The following is a 1487-nucleotide window of genomic DNA, read 5'->3' as shown; positions in this document are numbered from 1 at the left end:
GCCCCCCACCACGGCAACGGCAACGACACCTGCCCCCGGGCTGGAACGCGGTGTCCTCGGCACCGGCGACATCGTCTTCTTCGTCGTGGCCGCCGCCGCGCCGCTCACCGTGATGGCCGGCGTCGCCCCCTTCGCGATCGCCTTCGGCGGCATCGGCGCCCCGGCCGCCTACCTGGCCACCGGCCTGGTGCTGGCCCTGTTCGCGGTCGGCTTCACCACCATGGCCGCGCACGTGCGAAACGCCGGCGCGTTCTACGCCTACGTCACCCGGGGCCTCGGCCGGCCCGCCGGGCTCGGCGCCGCGCTGCTCGCGGTGCTGTCGTACAACGCGATCCAGATCGGCATGTTCGGCGCCTTCGGCTACTTCGCCGACGAGACCGCCGACGACCTGCTCGGACTGGACCTGCCCTGGCCGCTGTGGGCGCTGCTCGGGGTCGCGGTGGTCTGGTTCCTCGGCTACCGCTCGATAGACCTCGGCGCCAAGGTGCTCGGCGCGCTGCTGATCGCCGAGACCGGCATCCTGCTGGTGCTCGCCGTCGCGATCCTGGCCAGGGGCGGGGCGCACGGCCTCTCGCTCGCCTCGTTCGCGCCCGGGAACATGGCCACCGGCGGCATGGGCGGCGTGCTCGGCCTGTCCTTCGCGGCGTTCGTCGGCTTCGAGGCCACCGCGATCTACCGCGAGGAGGCCCGCACCCCGCACCGCACGGTGCCCCGGGCCACGTTCGCGGCGATCGCCTTCCTCGGGCTGTTCTACACCTTCATCACCTGGACGATCGTGCAGGCCTTCGGCGACTCCGGGGCGGTGGCCGCGGCGACCGACGACCCGGCCGGGATGTTCTTCACCGCGATGACGGAGTACGTCGGCGGCTGGGCGACGGACCTCCAGCGCGTCCTGATCGTCACCAGCCTGCTGGCCGCGCTGCTCGCCTTCCACAACACCATCACCCGCTACGGCCACGCGCTGGCGGCCGAGGGCGCCGCGCCGGCCGCGCTCGGGCGGATCCACCCCCGGCACCGCTCGCCGTGGATCGGCGGCGTCGTCCAGAGCCTGCTGGCGGCGGCGGCCGTCGTGGTGGCCGCGCTGATCGGGGCGGACCCGTACAACCAGTTCTTCCTCTGGGTGAACTCCCCCGGCGTGGTGGGCATCCTGCTGCTCCAGGCGCTGGCCGGGCTCGCCGTGTACGCGTACTTCCGGCGCGACCGGGCGGCCGCGGCGAGCGCGGGCCGGTTCCGCACGGTGATCTCCCCGCTGCTCTCCACGGTGCTGCTGTGCGGCGCGACCGGGCTGGTGGTCTGGCGCCTCGACCTGTTCACGGCGGCCGGGCCCGAGGTCAACTGGCCGCTGGTGTCGGTGGTTCCGGTGGTGTTCCTGGCCGGGGTCGGCCTCGCCCTGCGGCTGCGCTCGCGCCGCCCGGAGGTGTACGCCCGGCTCGGCGGCACGGACGCCGAGGGGGCGCCGGACGCCCGCTGAGACCCCGCCGGGGCAC

The 1487-nt window shown here is 74.6% G+C and carries 1 protein-coding gene; it reads left to right on the top strand.

The window, feature by feature from the left end:
* Positions 1 to 1471, top strand: a 1471-nt coding sequence (locus ABD308_RS23685) for an APC family permease (RefSeq protein ID WP_425554836.1), incomplete at its 5' end; no start/stop codon positions are given.
* Between the last annotated feature and the right edge of the window lie 16 nt (positions 1472 to 1487).

The organism is Kitasatospora putterlickiae (assembly GCF_039527695.1).
Lineage (GTDB): Bacteria > Actinomycetota > Actinomycetes > Streptomycetales > Streptomycetaceae > Kitasatospora > Kitasatospora putterlickiae.
Note: the sequence above shows the minus strand (reverse complement) of the source record. Positions and strands in the feature narration are given on the sequence as shown.